The organism is Chitinophaga ginsengisegetis (genome assembly GCF_900168065.1).
GTDB classification, from domain to species: domain Bacteria; phylum Bacteroidota; class Bacteroidia; order Chitinophagales; family Chitinophagaceae; genus Chitinophaga; species Chitinophaga ginsengisegetis.
In genome coordinates, this window is record NZ_FUZZ01000001.1 from 1,928,665 (window position 1) to 1,948,436 (window position 19,772).

Consider the following 19,772-nt stretch of genomic DNA (forward strand, 5'->3'; position numbering starts at 1 on the left):
TTAACCACTCTCATGAAAGAAAAAAAAGAAAGAATAAAAGACCGCATGCTGAAAACAGCTGCACGTTTATGGGGATATCCGGATGCTGAAGTGGAAACTTCTTTCGACCCGGTAGTGCAACTGCTGCTGGAAGCCTGTGCCAGCGAGCTGGAGAAAATTTCAGGAGAAGTAGACGTTTCACATGCCCGGCTGGTGGAGCGGCTCGCACAGATCATGATGCCGGAACCAATTACCAGCAGTCAGCCTGCCTATGGCATCCTCCACGCCATTGCTACTGAGCCGGTAGCCGATATTCATGCCGATCACCAGTTTTATCATCATACCAAATCAGGCACGCATAACCGCGACCTGTTCTTTGCGCCAGTGACCAGTCACCGCCTGTTCCGCGGACAAGTACAATACATGGCCATTGGTAATAAGCTGTACGAAACCCGCGATCACTGGTTCAAAGAGCAGATATTACAGGGTCAGGTTTTCCCGGATATGGCCCCAAATCATTTATGGATAGGCATTTCACTGGAAGATGTACCGAACTCCTGGGAAGGCATGTCCTTCTTTTTTGACCTGCGGAATATCCATCAGCAGGAAATGTTTTATCACTATCTCCCGCTGGCAAAAGTATTCAGCGGCAACAGGGAACTGATGATAAAAGGCGGCTATCACCACAGCCGGAGCGTGGCAGAAGAAGAAACTGATAATATGATCCAGGTGGCGGTAAATAATAACTCCCGTTACAGCCAGCATATCCTGCAACGTTTCCGCCGTCACTTCCTTACCATCACGGATACGCAGCCTCCTCTGGCCTCCCGCACACCGGAAGCCCTCACCAGGATCTTTGGTCAGGATACCGCCCGCTTAAACAAAGAGGTGCACTGGTTACGCATCGAGTTTCCCGAAGCGCTGCACCATACCCTGCTGGAAGACCTGTATTGCAGCATCAACTGTTTCCCGGTTATCAACAAAAAAAATAACGAGCAGTCCATGAAACTGAATCGTTATCTGAATATCATTCCTTTGCAAACACCGGATATCTTCTTTGATATCAAACGCGTGTACGATCTGGAAGGAACCGATTATTATGTGCGCAACTTCTCTACAGCCGGACAAATGCAGGAAGGGGAGCTGGTGATCCGCAGCAGTGGCATCGGGCGTTTTGATACCCGCGAAGCCAAAGAAGTGATTGCATACCTCGTGGAAGTGATCCGCGACGAAAGCTCTTTATTTGAAGAAGTAAAGAATGATTTTGTTACCAACCGCATGCGGGAACTGCATCAGCTGATTGCCTCACTGGAAGAACAGCTGCAACCCGGTAACAATAAAGGAAATATTCCTTATGTGATGGTGAAACCCAAAGAAAATGCAGAATACATCTTCCTGGAATTCTATTCTACCAACGGCACCGCCGCGAATAACATCCGCATGGGTACGCGGCTGCTGGAATATGGCAGCATCAATGCCCGTCCCAACAGTATCACACTGCTGAGCAATACGCAGGGGGGAAAAGACAGGCTGAATATTGATGAGAAAATTAACCTGTACCGTTCTCATTTACTGTCGCACAACCGTGTGGTTACCCCGGAAGATATCAAGGCGCTTTGCCGTACTATTTTCGGAAGGGAAATGAAATCGGCCGCTGTTGTTAAAGGGATGGCCCTGCAGCCTGGTATGAATGCGGGTTACAGCCGTACGCTTGATATCCGTATTTCATTATTCCAGCAAACCGAACGTTATCCTGCTGCCAATTTGCAATACATGAAAGAGGAATTGCTTTTACAGCTGGAAGAAAAGTCCAGCAATACTTTTCCGTTCCGGGTGTTTATTAATGAAGTATTGATGTAAGTGCGTCAGCTGGTGAAGAGAGTGCCGAAATAGCGCTCCTGTTATCGCTTCTTCCGCGCAACTGTACATCTCCGCCGGTTTTCAGCAAGTCGGCGGGCACTCCTTTTTTGCCATCCGCGGCATATAACACTACGGCATTTTCAAAGCCAAGATCCACATAGATCCGGCTGCCCACCATCCAGCCTTTGCCGGAGAGGCTCGCATTTTTGCGGATGTACACGCCATTCGCCTGCAGATCGTCCAATAGCTGGATGCTTATCAGCTGGCCATCTTCAAAGGCTTTGCTGATTTTCAGCCGGGCAGCATATGTCACCATTGCCGGCCGGCTAATGGCCTGTTTACCTACAGAGATACGGATAGAATTAAAATCTTTGTCGCCCGCTTTGCTTACTGGTGCGGGCGTAGAGAAGACGGAACCGTTAGCAGAACTTTTACTGAACACATTATATCCAAAACCCGGCAGGTATAATTCGGGACTTTCAAAAAGCTGTTTTATAGCGATGATCTTATAGATATACTGGGCTGTTTCGTTATTCAGCAGTAGCTGGTAGTAATCACTGCTCCCCTGGCGTTTTATGTTCCGGGAGATGTTGCCCGAACCGGCGTTATAGGCTGCTGCGGCCAGTGTCCAGGAGTTGAGCTGCTGGTGTAATAACCGTATCAGTTTACAGGCGGCGTGTGTGGCTTTGATCAGATGATTCCTTTCGTCGTAACCTGCGCTAACGGTTAGTCCCAGTTCAGCAGCAGTACCGGGCATGATCTGCCACACGCCTTGTGCGCCAACAGGTGAGGTGGCATTGCTTAAACCGCTTTCCACAATAGGCAGGTATTTGAAATCCAGTGGTACCTGGTATTGTTGCAATATGGGTTCTATCACCGGGAAATATTGTTCCGCTTTCAGCCGCAGTGCCGGCAGATAGCCCTGGTAGCGCAGGTTGCGTTTAATAACATCCATGAGGCGGTAAGAAACAAAGTCCCTTTCCATTGGCACCACCTCACCACAGAAATCCACCTGCTGCGCCGTGGTATAACGCGGCAACAGCAACAGCAGTATTCCTATCAGAACAACCTGTTTCTTCATTTGGTTTTTCTATTGCTTCGCCAGCATGTATTTCGGGAACACGGTTACCGGTACATACAATACCAGCTGTTGTTTTCCTTCGGTGGTTTGCAGTACAATGATCACTTCATCTTCCTTCCTGAATTGTTTGGAAGGCACCACAAATACTTCGTTGGCCTCTTCTTTTGGCGCTATGGTTTCCGGTCCCTTTTTATAGAGGATAGGCATTGCATGCAGCAGGGCGGTATCTTTCTTTTCCTTGTGCAGCAGGCTGGTCTTCACTATTTCAAAGGGTACCTTTCCTTTATTGCGGATACGGAAACAGAAGTAGTTCATGTTGTTCAGTGTCATGGCCTGTGCATATCCAACGCTCACATCTTCCACTTTCACTTCATACTGGCGGTTCACTTTACGGTCTTTCCCGAAGTCTTCCGCAATTTTACCAACTGTTACGGTATCAACACTGATCAGGTGTCCGGTTTCTTCGGGCACTTCTGCCAGGGAGATTTGTCCGTCCCTTTCGCCATAGCCGGCGCGGGGCGCCTGTGGCGCTGTTTCTGGTGTGGTAAACGCGCCGGTTGTTTTGGTTTTACCGGACAGCGTATACTTCAGGCGGGCCAGGTCCACTTTATCGCGGAAGGCAATAATCATGTAGTGGATATTTTCTCCCTCTCTCACTATCAGGTTGGTAGGCCGGGGAGTAGGCGTTATAGGGCGCAGAAAAACCATGTTACCATCCACGATACGGTAATCGTAGTCGGTGTTTTTCCCGTCGCCGATCTGGAAAGTGCTGATAGGCGCACCGGATGTGATCAGCGTCACAGCCCCCTTGGTGGTCAGAATACTATCTGTGCCCGTTTGGGCACTTACCGTTGACAAGGCGCCTGTGATTAACAAACAAAGCAGCAAACTGCACAGCACATGTTTCATCGTTTCAATTGGCTTTAATGCTTATGATATTTTATCTACGGGGGTTAAAGCAATCAGCTCCGGGATGGGAGGTTACTCCCAAATGCACATTTAAGCCCCAAAGCTGACCGCTGACGGCTATTTACCATCCTGTTCGTAAGTAGTATCCCAATCTGCCGCATCATCGCCTCTTTGCCCCTCCATTTTGATCAGGAAGTTCTTGGCAGGGAAATAAGGCTTCAGATGTATATCCAGGTGGATACGGTCTTTCTGTATCGGGTCCTGCTCGAAACGGCGGATATTAAAATCTTCGATCAGCTTGTCCGGCCCGGTGATGCCATCAAGGAAGCGGATGATCTGTTTCATCAGGTCCTTGCGGGTATTGGCGTTGAAATTTTCAAAGGCCCTGCGGTTCAGGAAGTCCATGAGCACTTTGGTTACAAAGTCGAACACACGTACTACCGAATAGGTTTGCAGCCCCAGGTTATCCCCGTTGAACAGTGTTTTGGCACTGAACGCCATCACTTTTCCGTATTCTTTCACCATTGGTACCAGGCCCATTTTTTCCAGGCTGGCGATTTCACTTTTCTTCAGTTCAAATTTCACCCCATCTACTTCGTTCATGCCACCGAATTTCTTACCGGCGGTCACCTGCGACATCAGGGTTTTATAGATCTTACCTGCCAGTGCGCCGGAAGGTGGTACATACAGGTGTTCCTGCTCTCCCACTTCATCAAATTTCCCGCGGCCAACCAGCCAGTTGCAGGACATGATTACATTGGAGCGATGAATTTCCCCACCGGTCAGATTCGCCAGTTCAAACATCTCCATTACATCATCCGGTGCGTCGAGATGCGCGAAATCTGTTACCAGCATGGCTTTGTTTTCATGCGCAATTTTTGCCCATTTCTCTATCACCTTGTTGGAGCCCAGGTAGCCGGGAATCACCAGCAGGCTGTAGTTGGTGCGAAGATCCAGGCGATCGTAGTTGTTCACCAGTTCGGTACTGATGGCATCAATAAACCGGGTGTTATCCAGGTCTTTGAGCTGCTCCAGTTCCACATTGATGAAGGATATATTCTTCACCTTGTCCGACTCTGTATTTTTGAAGAAGAGGGCCACATTGCGGTACGACTGCTCCAGCTCGCGGGTAGCCTCTACTGCTTCCCCGAGATTAGTTGACAGCACCTTCTCCGCTTCTTCTGCATGAGACGTACAGTAGTCCACCATTTCAGGCAGTTCGTTTGTTTCGGACAATACTTTTTCCCAGAGGGACAGTATCTTCTTTAATTTATCTCTTTCTGTTTTTTTGCCGGCTTCGGTCAAAAAGATATTGCGGCGCGCCTTACGATCGGGGTTAAGGTTTTGCGCACCTTCCACGGCTGCTTCCAGCAGGTCGAAGCCGCCATACTTTGCCAGGTCTTCAATACTTCCGGCAAGGTTTACTTCAGATTGCTGTGAAGACAGGCTTTCATTCTGCAGTTCCTCGTTTTTCTGTAATTCTGCCATAATCATTGAGGTTATGTTCCCGTATAGGCAACGGTTAATTATTTGGTATTAAGGTCTTTCATCATTCCACGAATAGCGTTCAGCATGGCTTTACGGGCGTCCGGATCTGCCAGGGCTGACTTCAGGATCTTATTCGTTTTCAGTTGTTTCATAATTTTCAGGTACTGTTCCTTTTCAGTGGCCAGGTCGTTCAGAAAAGCGCTTTGTGCAGTGATACCTTTTACGCCGAAATCGCCCAGGTGGTGGAACTGTAATTTTTCCGGCACAGGGCGGCCTTCTGCATCATGGAAACTTACATTCACTGCCGGTTTGAAGTGTTCAAACACACTTTCTACGGAAGTAAGCCCTTCCACTATTTCCGGTTTAACAGGTGCCTGCTGGGTTAACTTTTCAGCAAACAAGGTACGGTTGTGCGAAATTTCCGCGATGGCTTCGTTGGCGTCCAGCTTCACTTCTGTGCCGCCAATTCCGTAGTTGTCGTTCATTTGAGATAAATTTAGAATTTTGGAATCTGACAATCATCAAATTATTGTCCAGTCTAACTGATCATTTTTTATATCCAGTGTTACCGTCATATCTTTCCGGAGGCTGCCGTCGATGATCATTCTCGACAATGGCTTCCGTAATTGTCCCCGTATCACCTCCCGCAGCGGCCTTGCGCCATACTGGGGAGAATATCCCATCAGCGCCAGGTGCCGGCGGGCATCTGTTGTTACGGTAAAACTGATCTGCTGTTGCTCCAGCAGTTGCAGTAAATGCTGTAAATGAATATCGAAGATCTTTTCTACGTTGGCAGACTGGATAGGTCCGAAGGGAACGATCTCCGTGAGCCTGCCCAAAAACTCCGGCCGGAAGTGGCGGGCCATTAACTCCATCAGCTGTTGTGAAGCAGGAATCACGCCTTCCTGGAAGGAGCGGCTAATGGCTTCACTACCTATGTTGGAGGTAAACAGCACCAGCGCATTGGAGAAGTCGCCTGTTTTTCCCAGCCTGTCGTGCAGCTTCCCTTCATCCATGATCTGCAGAAAAATATCAAATACAGACGGATGCGCTTTTTCTATTTCATCAAACAACACTACTGCGTAGGGTTGTTGCCGTATTTTATTTACCAGTAATCCGCCTTCCTCATATCCCACATATCCCGGAGGGGCGCCATATAACAGCGCTGCGGCGTGTTCTTCCTTGAATTCCGACATGTCGAAACGGATCATGGAGCGTTCGTCCTGGAAGAGAAAATCCGCCAGTGATTTTGCCAGTTCCGTTTTACCGGTTCCTGTTGGCCCCAGGAAAAAGAAGGAGCCTATTGGTTGCCCGGGGCGGCTCAGGCCGGAGCGGGATTCCAGGATCGCATCTGCTACTGCTTTGAGGGCATGGTCCTGCCCTACTACGCGTTTGCGCAGTTGCGCTTCCATATTGATCAGCCGTTCCCTTTCCTGCGATTGCACCTTCCCCAGGGGAATACCTGTTATGGCAGCTATCATGGTGGCCAGATCCACCGGGGTTACTTCCTCCTGCCGGTTGGCGGCTATTGTTTCCAGCTGCTCCAGTAATTGCTGCAATGAAGATTGCAGTTCCGGAACAGATGTTATCTTATCAGGATCGGTATCTGTATGCAAACGGGATGATAACAGTACACCCAGTCTTTCTTTCATTTGGCGGTAAAACCAATGAAAATCTGCTTCCTGTAAGGATTCCTTACTATTCAGATCAGCAAATTCCTGTTGTAAAGTTTGCAACAGCGGCTGGCTGGTATCTTCCATCGCTCTAACTGCGGCCATTGTGCGGTCCAGCAGGTTTACGGCGCTATCCGGCAGGCTTCTTTCCTTCAGGTAACGTTTTGACAAACGGATGGCTTCGTATATCCCTTCGGGTGAAACTTTGAGCTGGTAGAAGTTTTCATACACCGGCACCACGGCACTTACCATTCTTCCTGCCAGCGTTTCATCGGGCGCTGCCAGTGTAATCGTTTCAAAACGGTGCCGCAGGATAGCGTCCGGCTCAATAAGTTTACGGAAACCTTCCGGTGTGGTGGTTCCTATCAGGATGATCTCTCCTTTACCCAGCGCTGCTTTCAGCACATTGGCCATGCCGGTACCGGATTGTTTATCCAGCAGGCTGTGAAGATTATCGATAAAGAGGATATGCCTGCCTGATTGTTTGAGTTGCTGGATGATCTGGAGGAGACGGTCTTCCAGTTCACTTTTATAGGCGGCGCCTGCTATAAATGCGCCATAGTCCAGTGCGTAAATTTCAGAGGATTGCAGCTGCAGCGGCACCTGCTTCTGCACAATGGCGCGGGCCAATCCTTCTACCATTGCGGTTTTCCCTACCCCGCCTTCACCAATGATCAGTACACTGGCGCGGTCTTTACGTGTAAGCACTTCCGTTACTGCCCTGATTTCCCCGTCGCGGCCAATTACCGGGTGAAAGGATTTCAGCAGTTGCGGATCGGTGATACGATATACATATTTCAGTGCGCCCGGTTTGATAACGCCCGGCGCAACGGTATTAGCAGTATTGGTTTCTTTCCCCTTTTTGCCGGCGCTTATAAGCTGGTCGCGTGTGAACGGAAATGTTTTGAGTTGCTCATAGGAAAAGCCCACACCCGGTGTGCACAAAGCGATGAGCAGGCTCCACGCATCCGGTTCACTGTCGTTATCCTGCGCTATGCTGATGGCCTCATTCAACACTGCGGCTGCGGCTTCATCGGGCTCCGGTTCATCCGGAATACGCGATGCCCTGGGCATCTCATCCAGCCGCACTTCCGCCCATTCTTCCAGGTAGTATACATCGATATCCATTTGATGCAATGCAGGAGCCAGACCTGTTTCCTTATGCAAACAGGCGCGCAATAAGTGCGCAGGCGTAAACTGCGGATGATGATACTCCTTTGCAATGGCTGTTGCAATTCTAATAGCAGATTGCAATGCCGGGCCGAATATGGTCAAGGTTGACAGGGTCATTTGGATGATTCCAGGTTTTTCAGAATTCAGTTAACAATTACAATTACCGGGTTGCCTCTTTTGGAAGCAAAGTAAAGATACAGCGAAAACATATACATAGAATTCATTCCGGAAAAAAATGCACTCTTTTTTTAAGCGCACCGGCACCGGATATATATCTTATCCCCCGCAATAAATAAAACCCACCAAACACAATACAGTAAAGGGTTTTAAAGAACGTCAATAATCAAACAATATTATTTAATATTTTACTAATATAAATAATCATTAAAAAATAACAGCGGATATAGGGAGGATGTCTACCAATTAAATAGGAACGTGCGGTCTTTATATCTCCCGAAAAAAAATCCAGGCATACTCATCCGGAATTTTCACGACGGGGAAAATGAACGGGACGTCCAGATAGGCAGATTACTTTTCAGGTCTTCTGCCAGTTGTAACATAGACATAAAATCCAGGTAAAAATTATTCAGCATCTGCCGGTTATGTAGTGACTTATTCAGGGTCGTTTCAAAGTAATCCGTTCCATGATCAATGCCCACGTAAACACGGTTATTATAAAAAGAAATAAACAATTTCGCTGCCGTGCGTTCATGCAGCGCCACAATCCTTTCCATCAGCGCCGGCGTAAGCAACTGCTGTGCTGCCGCATCATCGGGGGCATACACCATGAATAGTTTATTAAAAGCGGCATCAGCCGGTAACACTTTCTTACCAAGATGCCAGGTTTGGATATATCCGTCGCCGGCAGCGTTATTGTTACGTGACAGCACATACACCGGCGTACTGAAGTACCGTGGAAATTGCGCGATAAAATAGCTGCCGCAGAAAACGGTATCCGGTCCTTGTCCGCGTACGGTTACAACCGGCATATGCGTCACCGTGAGGTCGCAGAACTGAAAATTCATCTCTCCCAATTTACCATACACCTGGTCGTTACCGGTCATCTGATATGCTTTCTTTTCAAACAGCCCGCTTTCTGTAAACTCTTCGTAGCTGGCATGATTGAGAGGCTGGTAGTGATAGTCCGGATGGAGGAAGCTGATCAGCGGTTTTACAATCCTGTTCTTAAAATCAGGCCGGTAATCTGTTGCTTCGTTTACCCCTCCCCGTTTCATCATAAAATAGCGTGTTACATAACCGCCCAGGGTAACGAGCAGTACCAGTGCAACTATAATAAACGTTCTGTTCCCTTCATTTCCCGAAGCGGGTTGCAGGGAAAAACGCACCATAAAAAAAACAAAAATAGCAAACGGCACCAGGGAGGCGACCCACATCCGGCGTACCCAGTTGCGGCCGGTAATACGCTGCTGTTCCAGCGACTCTACTTCATCCCCGAGCTGCTGATCCAGGAAGGCATTGAATTCTTCCAGTGTTTTCATTACAATTGCTGTTATCAGTTAGAGGACCAGTGTGCAGCAGTGCCACCTATGCTGTTTACCACCTCGCCTGTAAATGGCTGGCTGATGAGCGCTTTAAACGGTTGCACATTTTCCGCAGACAAAGGCAGTTTGAAAAACGACCGGCTTTGTCCCAGTTGTATATGCGCATATTCCATAGGAAATAAACGCACCCTGATAATCCGCAGTGGCAAAGTAAGTTTATAGTCCGTATAGGTGTTCACGTTATTCACAGCTTCGCCTCTTTCAAGACGGCTCACCAAATCATTAATTTTCTCCGGCCGTTTCCTGATCTGTGCAAACATAAAAAGATAGGGGATCAATACGCCTACCGGCATAAACAGCAGTATAAAAAGAACGGCTGTAGGTGTTTCAGTGCTTTTACCGGCAAAGATGCTGTAGCCGATGAGCCCAAACACCAGTACCGCCAATACTTCTGCGGTAATGAGGGCGGTGATGGTCTGCTTTCTGTCTTTTTCATGGATTTCCAGCAGCGTTGTTTTCAGCTCGGAGAAGTTATTCATCAGATACGGTTTTGAAAAATTATTTTGCCCGCAGTTTGCTGTAATTACTGATAGCAAGATAGAATCCTGCCAGCGCTACCAGCCCATAAGCAGCCATCAGTGCCCAGATGCTTTCACCTGTTACTTTATAGATCAGCATTTCAATTTTGGTGATACTGATACTGGCGTCGCTAATGGCGTGAAATTGTTTATAACGGTAGAAGATCAGCACGATACCTGCTATGCCGAGTAACAAGCCAACAATAACGCCACCCCAGGAAGGCGGATCATCGTCTTCTTCAGGACTGTCGGGACGCACGTCTTTACCAGGTTCATTTACATTACTCATTTGGATGATGGTTAAGGGTTATTAAATACAGGGCTGTTGTTCACATGGCTTCTCCGAGGTTAACCGAATTGAAACCGAATCACTCACGTTACGAAAATAAATGAAAAAGAGATAATTCACAAACACATTACGGCGCTGTGATCACTTCCGGGGGATACGCATAATCCTGCCAGGCCGCCTCTGCTTCTTCCGCGGTGATATCATCGTTGTACACCATTACCCGGTACTTCAGCTGGTAGCGGGCATCCGGATAAAGCTGCCACGGCTTCATGCGGGTGGGGGTATAATTGAACATCAGTTCGCCGCCTTCCGCATTTTCGGGCCATACACGCAGCGGTTCAGGAGAATCAAAATTATCAGGATAGTTCATGATCAGCAGTCCTGCCTTTCCCTTTGGGGTGGCGCCGGATATTTTTACCCAGCGGGCACGGGTGCTGTCGGCGTCGCGGCGCGTTTTGCCTTCGGAGGTAAGCACCTGGCTTGTTTTATCCGTAAAGTCGGCAGTGGTTCTTAATCCGAATCCGCCGCCATAGCGGTACTGCAGCAGCGTGATGCCGGTAGGAGTTGCCGGTGTAAAAGTAGAAGTAAAATCCCACAGGCGGCGGGCGCCATCATTGGTGGCGGGATACGCCTGTACCAGCCAGGTTTCATGAATGGCTGTTTTTTCGGTACCATCTTTCAGCAATGCGATATGATCCTGGCTGGCGCTGAATCCGCACCATACATTTCCGGAAAAGGTTTCCATTTTACCGGCAAAGCGAACCTTACCTTCTTTCTTCTGCACGTTCCAGAAATCAGTTTCACGTCCTTCAAAAAGCGTATGCGTCCACGGGTTCCAGATGCCCATATGATGGCGGTGACCAGCGTTGGGGAAGATGTTGGTGAGCACGACTCCATTGGGCGCCCAGAGCGGGTGGATAAATGCGTTGCGGTTATACACGGTATCTGCACCGGCAGGCGCGGGCACCGTTTTAAAATTATACTGCAGGATAGGCTCCGCGGATTGTTCCAGCAGTACGTGCCCATCCTGGCGAAGCGCTTTCATAAGGGTGCCGGCGGTGCCCTTACCTTTGCTCAGTTCATACTTCCTTTCTGCACCGGCCGCAGTGGCTCCTGTAAGAATCCAGCAAAGCTGGCCCGCCTGCCGGCTAACGGCAACGGGTATACGTTTATTGCCGGCTATTTCTTCCAGCACTACCGGACCGGTGGCAGATGAAGGAACGCCCGTATATACAATACTGTTATAACGGTTTAGTTTCCCTGCCTTTACAGTAAAGTGTGCAATTACCTGTGCATAAGTGCCGGTATAAAAGAAAACAGATAGTAACGATAACAGGTGGAATTTTTTCATATAACGCGCCAGTAGATTCCCTGAAAAATACGGTTTACTTTTTCAGTATGCAAATACCTTGCGCAGGGAAATATTAATATTGTTTGGAGACCGGTACCATATTACCCTTTAATTCAATATTTTTGAACGCTTAATCAGGATAATTATGGCCGGCCCTCACATTAATATGCTGACAACAAAACTCATTATAACCAATAAATCCGCCCTTCAACAGAAATACGGCGACACTCACCAGCAGATCCTGGATGATATAAACGCATTACAGGCATTTGATAACAACAGGCACCTGGATGCCCACATTATTTTCCTTGATGATGCGGCACAGATGCAAGCCTGCCAGTCTACCGCAGTGACACAGGTTACGGACGACGCCCAGAATAAAAAAGCGATTGATGAGTTGTACCGCTTCTTTTCACCCGGATATATCCTGTTGCTGGGTTCACAGGACATCATTCCATTTCAGCGGCTGAAGAATTTATTACCGGGAGACAATGACCCCGATACCTTTATCCCCAGCGATCTGCCCTATGCGTGCGACACGCCATATGATACGGACCCGGGTAAGTTTATTTCGCCTATCCGGGTGGTAGGCCGCCTGCCGGATATTCCCGGCGTGGCGGATGCTTCTTACCTGCACACGCTCATTACCAATATTATGGCGGCAGTGCCCTCCCAACAGGGCGATTACCTCCCCTATTTTTCCATGAGCACTTTCGACTGGCAGAACTCTACCCAGAACACGCTCCAGAACATTTTTGGCAGTACCGCCAACCTGCTGATATTTCCCGGCAGCGATGAAACGCTGAATGGCACCAACTGGACCGCCGCACAACTACAGGCAAAAACACATTTCATCAACTGCCACGGGGCAATTTATAATCCTGGGTTTTACGGACAAAAATCCACCGAATTTCCACTGGCGCTCAGATCAGATATCCTGAAAGACAAAATCACCCACGGCACCATCGTAGCGGCAGAATGCTGCTATGGCGGCCAGCTGTTTGACCCGAAGAAAAACAGCGGTAAGCGGATTAGCATGGCCAACAGCTACCTGCTGAATCATGCCCTCGCTTTTGTAGGCAGCTCCAATATTGCCTATGGCCCGCCCACCGGGCAGGGACTGGCAGATCTGCTTACACAGTATTTTGTGATCAATGTGCTGAACGGCGCCTCTACCGGCAGAGCCCTGCTGGAGGCCAGGCAACGGTTCCTGAATGAAATGGGCCCCACGCTGGACCCCTACGAACTGAAAACAGCTGCACAGTTTTACCTGCTGGGCGATCCATCCTGGCAGCCGGTGATCAACGACAAAGATCCCAGCAGCCCCGGTGATACACAGCTTTTTGTGAACACCCTGCAAAACCGCCGCGATAACCTCGAAGCACGGGGTAAAATGCTGGACGACTTTATCGCTGTACCCCATCCATCCGACGGCTCGCATGCCACAGATCCCGCGCTGCACAATGCGATGCACAAGCTGTTGGACGAAAAAAACTTCGCCGAAAAAAGGGATCCGAAAGTATTTATAAACAAGAAAAATAACCCGGCGGTGAAAGAAGATGTGAGCGGTTCCATGCCATCTGTAAAATTTCACGTATTTTCGGAATCTGCCACCATTGGGGACTCACCTTCAACAAAGGTGATAGTGGTGAAAGAAAAGAATAATCAAATACTGGGGTATCGTGAATATGTCAGCAGATAACAGCAACAGGGACAAAAACAGTCCCTTTATTACACTTACCGGGCGTTTGGTGCTCCGCACATTTGGTAAACACAGTAAAAGTGAACACCTCGGCGTATTCCTGGTAACAGATCAGGGAGATTACCTGATACGCCCGTCAGGAGCAAATCCTTTTATGCCTAACCCGCTGATGCCACTGGCCGGCAAAATAATAGTAGCCACCGGCTGCATTGAAGACTATGTTTTCCTTGCTCAAACGTGGAAAGAAGAAGAGTGATCTTCATGTAATAACTCAGCACCGGTTCCCCATCTGTCGGCGTAAATAATACGACCGTTTTCCATCTTAATACCATCAGCGCTGTCTTCTGCCAGTAGCAGCGGTCCGTCCATATCCACATAATCCAGCAGCGGCAGCAGATGCGCCACTGCAGAGGTGCCCACGGTGCTTTCGTTCATACTGCCGGTCATTACCTTCATGCCTGAACGCTTCGCTTCCGCAATCATCCGTAGCGCCGGCGTAATGCCACCACACTTGGTGAGCTTGATATTGATGCCGTGAAAATAGCCGTGGCATTGGGCTACATCCTGCTCTACAATACAACTTTCATCGGCAATAACCGGTAACACTACTTCATCATATACCCGTTTCATACCCTCTTTATCTGCTGCAGCCATTGGCTGTTCAATAAACTCCACACCCAGTTCCTTTAAGGCAACCGCGTTACGCAGGGTTTCCTCTACTCCCCAGGCACAATTGGCATCCACCCGGAAAACAGCCGTGGTATGCTTTCTCAGCTCTTTGATAATGGCAATATCTTCCTTTGTGCCAAGTTTAATTTTATAGATAGGCCACGGAAATTCCTGTAGTTTCCGCACCATATTTTCAATGGTATCAATACCGATGGTATAGTCGGTGAGTGGGTTATGCGAAATATCCAGTCCCCATACCTCGTAGAGTTTCTGTTGCTGTTGTTTGGCGTACAGGTCCCACGCGGCGATGTCCAGCGCGCATAGTGCAAACATATTGTCTTTCAGCAGCGGATACATATCCTGCCAGAAAAGCTCAGGTGTGTGCAGGGTATAATTTTCAATAAAAGAACGGTGCTGTTCAATATCTGCCATCAGCCGTGGTATAGTCATCTCATAATAGGCATTGTCGGCGGTTTCACCCAACCCGCTCTTGCCCTCCTGTTCCAGTTTTACTACCAGCAGGGGTTGCAGATCTTTTGACTTACGGGAAATCGTAAAAGTGTGCCTGAATTTCAGTTCAAAAGGAAAAAGGGTGAGCTTCATTTTACTAACGGGTTCTTTCTGTGAAAATACAACGCATTTATGATATTGTTAACTGCGCCCGGTCATCTGTCTGCAAGGTTCCGTGGGATGCGGTAACGCCAGTAATACGATGCTACTGCGGGAATATTGATCCTTTCCACATCAGGATGCCGGTTGCTTTCCGGGGCTTCCGCAGCTAACAGGTCCTGTACCTGGAAGATGCGCCACATGGCGGGAGCCGCCATATGCCGGCTGATAATTTCGCGGATCAGTTCCGGCGTGGCGGTAGCAGGAGCTGGTCCGGTATGTTGCAGTTGTTGCTGATAGTATTTCCGGGAGACAGATGCGTTTTCCTTCCACCACCCTCTCAGGGTGCTCATGTCGTGCGTGGAAGGGGTTAAAACAGACAAGTAGGGCGCCTTTGAGATGTCTGCGAAGAGGGCATCTCCTGATTTGGGCATGCGTTCAATTTCCAGGCTTAAAATGCCCTGTGCCTGCATCACGCCGGGCACGCAGGCGGGCACCATGCCGAGATCTTCTCCGCAGATGAGCATATGCGTGGCCCTTTTTATCAGGGGGAGCTTATCAAGCGCTTCCCTTCGCCAACAGCTTTCCTGCCGCAGGTAGAAGTAGTCGTGGTACAATGCAGACAGCGCTTCCCTGCTATTGGCATCTAACGCGGCAAACGACCTGGTGGCGGCCATATCATAACGGGGATGGTACAACGCTTTGCCGGCGTCAGTCACTTTTATAAACAATACATCGGCTATCAGGGTATAGAGGATTGTTTTTACTGCTTCCGGCAATGCTGATTCCTCTATTTTTCGTTGCGTGCTGTATGCCGGCAATAGCTGGTAGCGCCCATCCGGCAAGGGATGCATCAGCTGCTCTTTCATCATGCCTGCGTAGTTACCCAATAATTCCCCGAGGATGGCGTCTGTTATATAAGGCAGGCAGTACCTGCTTTCGTCAAAGTGAATGCCGCGGCGGTGTATTTCCTCCGGGGTAACGGGAACGGCTGGATGAAAATATCCCAGGATTCCCTGTATCGCTTCCCGCGGAATCTGCCAGATGCGGAAGAATCCGAGGATGTGGTCAATGCGGAACGCGTCAAAGTAAACAGACATATGACGGAGCCGCTGCTGCCACCACTGCAACCCGTTTTCCATCATGCGTTTCCAGTTATAGGTGGGAAATCCCCAGTTCTGGCCTTCGCTGGTAAAGCTGTCTGGTGGCGCGCCTGCCTGCATATCCAGGTGGTAATGATCCGGGTTCATCCACGTATCTGCACTGTGGCGGGCTACCCCAATGGGGATATCCCCTTTCAGCACTACGTTGTAGCTGTGTACCGCGGTGCTGGCGGCAACCAGTTGCCGGTGCAGGTGATACTGTACAAAGAAGTGATACTGCACGGCCGCTGCAGCATTTTTATCCGTCTCCGCCAGATATTTTACAGCCGTATAGTCATATACGTTATACTCCGGCCACAGCGTAAAATCGCCGGTTCCATAGCGATCGCGCAGGAAGCAATACACGGCATAAGGCAGCAACCAATGTTCATTGGCACCCAGCCATTGCCGGTATTCAGCCGTTTGCAGGCGGTTGCCTTCTGCTTCAAACAGTGCCCGCAGATAGGCCAGTTTAAACGACATCACTTCTTCATAGTCAACGGTTTCTTTTTCGTTGAGCCATTGCCGTAGCCGGTCGAATTGCCGTTGCAACGGGTGTTGTGCGGGCAGGCTGCCTACATCCTGTAAGCGGATATATTGCGGATGCAGCGCAAAGGAAGAAATAGCGGCATATGGATAGGAATCTTTCCAGGTACCGGTTTGTATGGTATCATTCACCGGTAGCAGCTGTATCAGTTGCAGTCCTTTATGCTGCGCCCATTGCGCAAGTGCGGGCAGGTCTGCAAATTCGCCGGTACCAAATCCTTCCGGGCTGCGCAGGCTGAACACGGGTACAGCCACACCGGCGCCCTTCCAGGGGGTATGCACAACACGCAAAAATCCGTCGTGCAAAATTACCTGCCGCCCTGCCACAGCAGTGGTGTGTAATTCGCGGTTGCTGCCGGTTTCATACTGAACAAATTGTTGCCGCTCCAGGTCGTAGATGCCGTATTTATAATACACAGGCGCCGTTACGCCGGAAAGGTCCAGTGCTATAGAAAACCAGCCCTGTTCATCGTATTGCAGCAGCAGGGGTTTACCGGTGTTCCAGTTACCCATCGGTTGATCACTACCCAGCAAACAAACGGTTTTACCGGCAGTTAACAGGGGGGCCTGTACACGGAATATATGCGTGGCTGTTAGTACAGCAGCAATTGCTGCGGCAGGTCTTTTATAAAAAACACGTGAAAAGGGAGCCGTTAACCAGGCATTCTCCGGGCGATAAGCATCATTCCAGCTATCTATGAAAACAATATCGGGATGTTCTCCGGGGATAAAAACAAATTCGCGCACAGCGCCTTCATATACTGCTTCTTCCCCTTCTTTTAACAGGTACTGGTATCGCAGGGTAAAAGCACCACCGGGTGTCAGCTGGATATCCGTATACCACCATTCTTCATTTCCCCATTGCATACGGCGGGCATGCAGGGGAACTTCATTACCCAACGCAGGTAAATTACCAAGCAGGTATAGATCCTGCCCGTAATAAGTATGATAACGGAGATAAAAACGTACACTATAACTCATCTGGTCCCGGCTAAGCCGGAACAAAGTAGGAAAAAATAGCGAATGTTGTCTTTCTCAGGATTAGACTGATTATGCTGATTCAGGGATTTGATCACAGTGATTTAAAAAGATTAGGGGAGACATAAGCGATTATATTCGCCTATATCTCCCCTAAATCATTTATAATCTAAAAAGTAAAATCAAAGAAATCAGCATAATCAGTCTAATCCTGAGAAAGACAGCATATGCGCTTATTTTACTTCTTCGAATTCTGCGTCGGTAACGCCATCGTTGCCACCACCCTGAGGTTGGCCCTGTTGCTGACCGCCATTTGGCTGGCCACCTTCCGGTTGACCCTGAGAGGCTTTGTACAGCTCTTCAGAAGCAGCAGTCCAGGCAGCTTCCAGTTCTGCGGTAGCAGTATCCAGTTGTGCGCTATCCTGTGATTTGTGTGCTTCTCTCAGCTTTTCAAGTGCCGCTTCGATAGTTGCTTTCTTATCAGCAGGCAGTTTGTCGCCGTATTCTTTCACCTGTTTTTCGGTTTGGAATATCAGGCTGTCTGCTTTATTCAGCTTTTCGATCTTTTCGCGTTGTTCTCTATCTGATGATTCGTTGGCTTTTGCTTCGGCTTTCATCTTTTCGATTTCTTCCTTGCTCAAACCGCTACCAGCTTCAATCTTGATGTTCTGTGTTTTTCCGGTGCCTTTATCCTTTGCAGTTACGTGCAGGATACCGTTGGCATCGATATCGAAAGTTACTTCGATCTGTGGAACGCCACGCGGAGCGGGAGGAATATCACCTAAGATAAAGCGGCCCAGGGTTCTGTTCTGGTTAGCCATTGGCCTTTCACCCTGCAGTACATTGATTTCCACGCTAGGCTGGCTATCTGCTGCAGTAGAGAAGGTTTCAGATTTCTTGGTAGGGATAGTGGTATTGGATTCGATCAGTTTGGTCATTACACCACCCATTGTTTCGATACCCAGTGACAGCGGAGTAACGTCCAGTAACAGTACGTCTTTCACTTCACCTGTCAGTACACCACCCTGGATAGCAGCACCTACGGCTACTACTTCATCCGGGTTTACACCTTTATTAGGTTTCTTACCGAAGAATTTTTCTACTACTTCCTGGATCTTAGGGATACGGGTAGAACCACCTACCAGTATAATTTCGTCGATTTCAGAAGTGTTCATACCGGCATCTTTCAGTGCTTTGCGGCAAGGTTCCAGTGTTCTTTCCACCAGGCTGTCGCTCAGCTGCTCAAATTTAGCGCGGGTTAATTTTTTCACTAAGTGTTTGGGAACACCATCCACTGCGGTGATATAAGGAAGATTGATTTCAGTTTCCTGAGAAGAAGATAATTCGATCTTTGCTTTTTCAGCAGCTTCTTTTAAACGCTGCCATGACATTGGATCTTTGTGTAAATCTACTGCTTCATCTTTTTTGAATTCGTCTGCCAGCCAATCCATGATCACTTTATCGAAGTCGTCACCACCCAGGTGAGTATCACCATTGGTAGATTTTACTTCAAATACGCCATCACCTAATTCCAGGATAGAGATATCGAAGGTACCACCACCGAGGTCAAATACAGCGATTTTGCTGTCGTGGTGTTTTTTGTCCATACCATAAGCCAATGCCGCAGCAGTAGGCTCATTGATAATACGGCGAACAGTTAAACCGGCAATTTCACCGGCTTCTTTGGTAGCCTGACGTTGTGCGTCATTAAAGTAAGCAGGTACAGTGATTACTGCTTCTGTTACTTCCTGGCCCAGGTAGTCTTCGGCCGTTTTCTTCATTTTCTGCAGGATCATTGCTGAAATTTCCTGCGGAGTATATAATCTGCCGTCTATATCGATTCTTGTGGTATTGTTGTCCCCTTTTACCACTTTATATGTAACGTGGCTCACTTCACTGGCAACTTCGTCAAAATGACGGCCCATGAAACGCTTCACTGACATAATAGTGTTTACGGGGTTGGTAATAGCCTGACGCTTTGCGGGGTCACCTACTTTCCTTTCTCCGTTCTTTAAAAAAGCCACTACAGATGGGGTTGTTCTCCTGCCCTCATCATTGGCAATCACTACCGGTTCGTTACCTTCCATTACGGCAACGCATGAATTGGTAGTTCCTAAGTCAATGCCTATTATTTTTCCCATAGTATTAAAGATTATCCTTTAGTTGTAAGTATTTTCGTGTTTGTCGTTGGTTTGTCAATGATTATGCCAAGCAAAAAAATATGAAATTATGTCAGTCAGGTA

Annotated in this window: 15 protein-coding genes; 3 read left to right on the plus strand and 12 right to left on the minus strand. The window is 48.5% G+C overall.

The features are described from left to right. Positions 1-12 precede the first annotated feature (12 nt). Entirely contained in the window at positions 13-1,839 is a 1,827-nt protein-coding gene (locus B5Z18_RS07635) for a type VI secretion system baseplate subunit TssF (RefSeq protein WP_079468778.1), read from the plus strand. Here the strand turns inward: B5Z18_RS07635 and B5Z18_RS07640 are convergent. The 9 genes from B5Z18_RS07640 to B5Z18_RS07680 all read right to left on the minus strand — a co-directional run bounded on the left by B5Z18_RS07640 (position 1,820) and on the right by B5Z18_RS07680 (position 11,883). Further along, a complete protein-coding gene (locus tag B5Z18_RS07640; protein ID WP_079468779.1) occupies positions 1,820-2,920 on the minus strand; it encodes a lytic transglycosylase domain-containing protein in 1,101 nt (366 codons plus the stop codon). The two genes, B5Z18_RS07635 and B5Z18_RS07640, sit on opposite strands and share 20 nt — an antisense overlap. 9 nt (positions 2,921-2,929) lie before the next feature. Continuing rightward, a complete protein-coding gene (locus B5Z18_RS07645; protein ID WP_079468780.1) occupies positions 2,930-3,829 on the minus strand; it encodes a hypothetical protein in 900 nt (299 codons plus the stop codon). Positions 3,830-3,946: 117 nt separating this feature from the next. After that, on the minus strand, positions 3,947-5,317 hold the full coding sequence (locus B5Z18_RS07650; protein ID WP_079470003.1) for a DUF5458 family protein: 1,371 nt from the start codon (positions 5,315-5,317) through the stop codon (positions 3,947-3,949). 38 nt (positions 5,318-5,355) lie between these two features. Next, positions 5,356-5,802 (minus strand): hypothetical protein, encoded by a 447-nt coding sequence (locus tag B5Z18_RS07655; RefSeq protein ID WP_079468781.1) that lies wholly within the window; start codon positions 5,800-5,802, stop codon positions 5,356-5,358. Between the two features lie 36 nt (positions 5,803-5,838). Continuing rightward, the gene (locus tag B5Z18_RS07660) at positions 5,839-8,280 is read right to left on the minus strand and encodes an AAA family ATPase (RefSeq protein WP_079468782.1); all 2,442 of its coding nucleotides are present in this window, start codon (positions 8,278-8,280) and stop codon (positions 5,839-5,841) included. Positions 8,281-8,651: 371 nt separating this feature from the next. Then, entirely contained in the window at positions 8,652-9,662 is a 1,011-nt protein-coding gene (locus B5Z18_RS07665; protein WP_079468783.1) for a DUF3137 domain-containing protein, read from the minus strand. Positions 9,663-9,676: 14 nt separating this feature from the next. Next, complete coding sequence (locus B5Z18_RS07670) at positions 9,677-10,204, minus strand: hypothetical protein (protein WP_079468784.1); 528 nt, start codon at positions 10,202-10,204, stop codon at positions 9,677-9,679. Between the two features lie 19 nt (positions 10,205-10,223). Further along, complete coding sequence (locus tag B5Z18_RS07675) at positions 10,224-10,532, minus strand: hypothetical protein (RefSeq protein ID WP_079468785.1); 309 nt, start codon at positions 10,530-10,532, stop codon at positions 10,224-10,226. Positions 10,533-10,659: 127 nt separating this feature from the next. Beyond that, positions 10,660-11,883: a DUF6807 domain-containing protein gene (locus B5Z18_RS07680; protein WP_079468786.1), complete on the minus strand. Its 1,224-nt coding sequence runs from the start codon at positions 11,881-11,883 to the stop codon at positions 10,660-10,662. A gap of 145 nt (positions 11,884-12,028) precedes the next feature. On the opposite strand from B5Z18_RS07680, the gene B5Z18_RS07685 reads away from it, so the two are divergent. Both B5Z18_RS07685 and B5Z18_RS07690 read left to right on the plus strand, forming a co-directional pair. Beyond that, positions 12,029-13,585, plus strand: a complete 1,557-nt coding sequence (locus B5Z18_RS07685; RefSeq protein WP_079468787.1) for a C25 family cysteine peptidase — start codon at positions 12,029-12,031, stop codon at positions 13,583-13,585. After that, entirely contained in the window at positions 13,572-13,841 is a 270-nt protein-coding gene (locus tag B5Z18_RS07690; protein ID WP_079468788.1) for a hypothetical protein, read from the plus strand. Before B5Z18_RS07685 ends, B5Z18_RS07690 begins: the two co-directional genes overlap by 14 nt. On the opposite strand, the gene B5Z18_RS07695 is transcribed toward B5Z18_RS07690, so the two are convergent. From B5Z18_RS07695 to dnaK, 3 genes are all read right to left on the minus strand, one after another. Continuing rightward, on the minus strand, positions 13,817-14,857 hold the full coding sequence (locus tag B5Z18_RS07695) for a dipeptide epimerase (protein WP_079468789.1): 1,041 nt from the start codon (positions 14,855-14,857) through the stop codon (positions 13,817-13,819). The genes B5Z18_RS07690 and B5Z18_RS07695 overlap by 25 nt on opposite strands. 62 nt (positions 14,858-14,919) lie before the next feature. Then, the gene (locus tag B5Z18_RS07700; protein WP_143313522.1) at positions 14,920-17,532 is read right to left on the minus strand and encodes a 4-alpha-glucanotransferase; all 2,613 of its coding nucleotides are present in this window, start codon (positions 17,530-17,532) and stop codon (positions 14,920-14,922) included. Between the two features lie 230 nt (positions 17,533-17,762). Next, the gene (gene dnaK / locus B5Z18_RS07705) at positions 17,763-19,670 is read right to left on the minus strand and encodes a molecular chaperone DnaK (RefSeq protein ID WP_079468791.1); all 1,908 of its coding nucleotides are present in this window, start codon (positions 19,668-19,670) and stop codon (positions 17,763-17,765) included. Positions 19,671-19,772 lie beyond the last annotated feature (102 nt).